General features: G+C 49.7%; 3 protein-coding genes. 1 reads left to right on the forward strand and 2 read right to left on the reverse strand.

Going from position 1 to position 3,894, the window contains the following annotated elements; all coding sequences use genetic code 11:
* Nucleotides 1-194 (reverse strand): 30S ribosomal protein S20 (gene rpsT, locus SFV55_RS30125; RefSeq protein ID WP_320033321.1); only part of this gene is annotated, 194 nt, incomplete at its 3' end.
* Between the two features lie 168 nt (nt 195-362).
* Here rpsT and SFV55_RS30130 point away from each other — a divergent pair.
* Nucleotides 363-3,116, forward strand: a complete 2,754-nt coding sequence (locus SFV55_RS30130) for a 2-oxoglutarate dehydrogenase E1 component (protein WP_320033322.1) — start codon at nt 363-365, stop codon at nt 3,114-3,116.
* A gap of 77 nt (nt 3,117-3,193) precedes the next feature.
* On the opposite strand, the gene SFV55_RS30135 is transcribed toward SFV55_RS30130, so the two are convergent.
* A complete protein-coding gene (locus SFV55_RS30135) occupies nt 3,194-3,664 on the reverse strand; it encodes a low molecular weight protein-tyrosine-phosphatase (protein ID WP_320033323.1) in 471 nt (156 codons plus the stop codon).
* Nucleotides 3,665-3,894 lie beyond the last annotated feature (230 nt).

Consider the following 3,894-nt stretch of genomic DNA (forward strand, 5'->3'; position numbering starts at 1 on the left):
TGCCAAGTGTTTTTCTTTGCCAGTTTGTCGATCATTTGGATCACTTTTGGCAAGAAACCTACCGCCTCCGTCTTGTCCTTCATGCTGCGCAACTTCTTGATAGACGTACGAGTAGTCTTCTTGTAGTAGCGGTTCAACAAACGACGCTTTGCCTCTTGACGGATACGCTTCTCAGACGATTTATGGTTTGCCATCACTAAAACTTTTCACAATTAAAAATACTACTGAACAATTGGAGCGCAAAGATAATTAATCATTTGGAAAGTCCAAAGGTAATTTTAAAAAAACCTTTTCGTTTAAGATTATCCAAAGACCTAAATAGGTTGTACTTTTGCGCGCATATTTAAAACCAGATCACCACAATGAGCGATTTCTCCTTCATTGCCAATGCTCACCCGGCGTACATTGATTCGCTGTACGAGCAATATCAGCATAATCCCGAGCAAATTGAAGGCTCCTGGGCCTCTTTTTTCAAAGGCTTTGATTACGCCCACAGCACCACCAATGGGCATGAAAAAAGCAATGGCGTAACGCCATCCTCGGTTTTTAACCCACAGGAATTCCAGGTACTGGCCATGGTCAATGCGTACCGGGGCCGGGGGCACCTCATATCCACCACCAACCCCGTGCGACCCCGCCGCAATCGGAACCCCAAATTGGATCTGGAGGACTTTAACCTGAGTGAAAAGGACCTGGATACGGTCTTCTACGCAGCCACGGAGTGTGGTTTGGAAAAACCTTCCACCCTGCGCGATATCCTGGCGCACCTCAAACGCATTTATTGCGGCAACATCGGCTTTGAGTTCCAGCACATCCAGCAACGTGAAAAACGCCGTTGGTTGCGTACCCGCGTGGAGCAAAGCCGCCCGGAGAAACATTACAACATTCCCTTGGATAAAAAACGCCGCATTCTGGAAAAACTGAATGAGGCAGTAGGTTTTGAGAAGTTTTTGCACACCAAATACATTGGCCAAAAACGCTTCTCACTCGAAGGCGGGGAAAGCACCATCGTAGCCCTGGATGCTGCCATCAATAAAGGTGCAGAAATGGGCGTTGAAGAGGTGATCATCGGGATGGCACACCGCGGTCGTTTGAACGTGTTGGCCAACATCATGAAAAAAACCTACGAGCAAATCTTCACCGAGTTTGAAGGTACGGCTATTCCCGACCAGAGTTTTGGCGACGGCGACGTGAAATACCACCTGGGTTATTCTTCACAGGTTGTTACGCCAACGGGGAAGGAAGTACAACTCGAACTGACGCCGAACCCCTCGCACCTGGAAGCGGTCAACCCCGTGGTAGAAGGTTACGCCCGCGCCAAAGCAGATCGCTTGTATAAAGGTGAATACGACCGGATTTTGCCCATCCTCATCCACGGTGACGCCGCAGTAGCGGGTCAGGGTATCGTGTTTGAGGTCATTCAGATGAGCAAACTCAAGGGGTACAATACGGGAGGTACCTTCCACTTTGTGATCAACAACCAGATTGGATTTACCACCGATTTTGAAGACGCTCGTTCTTCTACTTATTGTACCGGAGTTGCCAGTGTGGTTTCTGCACCCGTTTTCCACGTCAATGGGGATGACCCAGAAGCACTGCTCTACGCCGTAGAGATGGCCATGGAGTACCGTCAGGAATTCAACACGGATGTGTTCATCGACATGGTGTGCTACCGCAAACACGGCCACAACGAGGGCGACGACCCGATGTTTACCCAACCCGACCTCTACGAAGCCATCAGTGTACACCCCAACCCACGGGAGATTTATCAGAAGGAATTGATCGAAATGGGTGAACTGCCCAAGCAGTTGGCCGACGACCTGGAAAAAACCTTCTGGGGTGATTTGCAAGAACGCCTGGACGAAGTAAAACAGCATCCACTCCCTTATAAATCGCAAGAACCCGAAGAAGAGTGGGAAAAATTGCGCCACGCCACCGTTGAAGATTTTAAAAAATCGCCAGCGACTGGTTTGGAAAAGGCCACTGTGGAGAAAATCCTCAGCCATTTGAACACCATTCCGAGCCATTTCCGCCCGATCCCCAAGGTTAGCCGCTTATTGGAAAACAACAAAAAGCTATTGGCCAAAGGGCAGGTAGATTGGGCCACTGCCGAATTGATGGCTTATGGCTCGATCCTTATGGAAGGCAAGGATGTGCGCATGAGTGGGCAGGATGTACAAAGGGGTACTTTCTCGCACCGCCACGCTGTGTTGCACGATGCCAAAACGAACGAAGTACTGAATCGCCTGGACAACATCCAGGAAGAACAGGGCAAATTCCACATTTACAACTCCCTACTTTCTGAGTTTGCAGTAATGGGCTTTGAGTATGGCTACTCACTTGCTCACCCTCACAACCTGGTGATCTGGGAAGCGCAGTTTGGCGACTTCTTCAACGGTGCTCAAACCATTGTTGACCAGTTCATTTCTGCGGCGGAAAGCAAGTGGAATCGCATGTCGGGTCTGACCCTGCTCCTTCCCCACGGCTACGAAGGCCAGGGCCCTGAGCACTCTAGCGCCCGTTTGGAGCGCTTCCTGCAAGCTTGCGCCGACTTGAACATGATTGTCACCAACATCAGTTCACCCGCAAACTTCTTCCACCTCCTGCGCCGCCAATTGGCCTGGGAATTCCGCAAACCACTGGTGGTGATGTCGCCCAAGTCGCTGCTGCGCCACCCGGAATGTGTATCTCCAGTAGAAGATTTTGAAACGGGCAAAGGCTTCCAGGAAGTCATCGACGATCCTACGGTAAGCAGCAAAGAAGCCAAAGGCATCAAGCGGGTGTTGTTCTGCACCGGAAAAATCTACTACGATCTGGCCCAACGCAAGCGCGAACTCAAACGCGATGACGTAGCCATCGTGCGGGTAGAGCAATTGCACCCCATGCCCGAGACTCAACTCGCTGAAGTACTCAAGCGCTACGCCAAAGCGGAAATCTTCTGGGTACAGGAGGAATCAGCCAATATGGGCGCCTGGCAATACATGAAACTGAATTGGGAAACCGATCGCAATTTGCAGCGCATCTCGCGCCGGGCGAGCGCTTCCCCTGCGGTGGGCTTTAAGAAGGTCCACGACCAGCAGCAGGAGGAGATTTTGCAGAAAGCGTTTGCGGAGTGACGAATGATTCGAATGACGAGTGACGAATTGGGAGCGTTGCCCTCAAATTCGTCATTCATCATTCGAATTATTCGTCATTAAACTTCATAACTCATCACTCTTTCCATCATCCGCTCCGTCGCTTCATCCAGCATCTGAAACACCTTTTCAAAACCATCCAGGCCACCATAATACGGATCGGGCACCGATTGGTTTTTTCCCGGAGCTGAATAATTCAGGATCATTTCGATTTGTGCCTTGGGGTTTTGCACCTGTTTGGCCAACAATTGGATTTGGCGCAGGTTGGAATCGTCCATGGCCAGGATGAGGTCAAAATGGAGTAAATCTTCTTTGTGGATTTGGCGGGCCCGTTGATCGGTGATGTCGATGCCATGCTGCCGGGCGGTGGATATAGAGCGTTTATCGGGCAATTCTCCGGTGTGCCAGTCGCCAATTCCCGCAGAATCTACTTCCCAGGTCAGGCCAGCTTTTTTCACCTTGTCTTTCAAAATGCCTTCCGCCAGGGGTGAACGACAAATGTTGCCAAGACAAACCATTAGTATTCTCATGGTATTTGTGCTTTTAAGTAGCTGAGTCAACTACTTTTTTTCCAACGAAAAAAAAACTACATTTGTTTTTCGATTGGAGATTCGTTGTGATCTGTAGGTTTCAACTTGTACAAAAAGCAAAAACCCGGCGAGAAATATCCCCCGGGCTTGCGGAAACTATCAGTCCTTTTTCAACTCTGCCAGATTTGCTATCCAAATAAGAAAACCAAATAGACCGAGTAATGCCGCCC

It is taken from the genome of Haliscomenobacter sp., from assembly GCF_033763495.1.
Classification (GTDB): domain Bacteria; phylum Bacteroidota; class Bacteroidia; order Chitinophagales; family Saprospiraceae; genus Haliscomenobacter.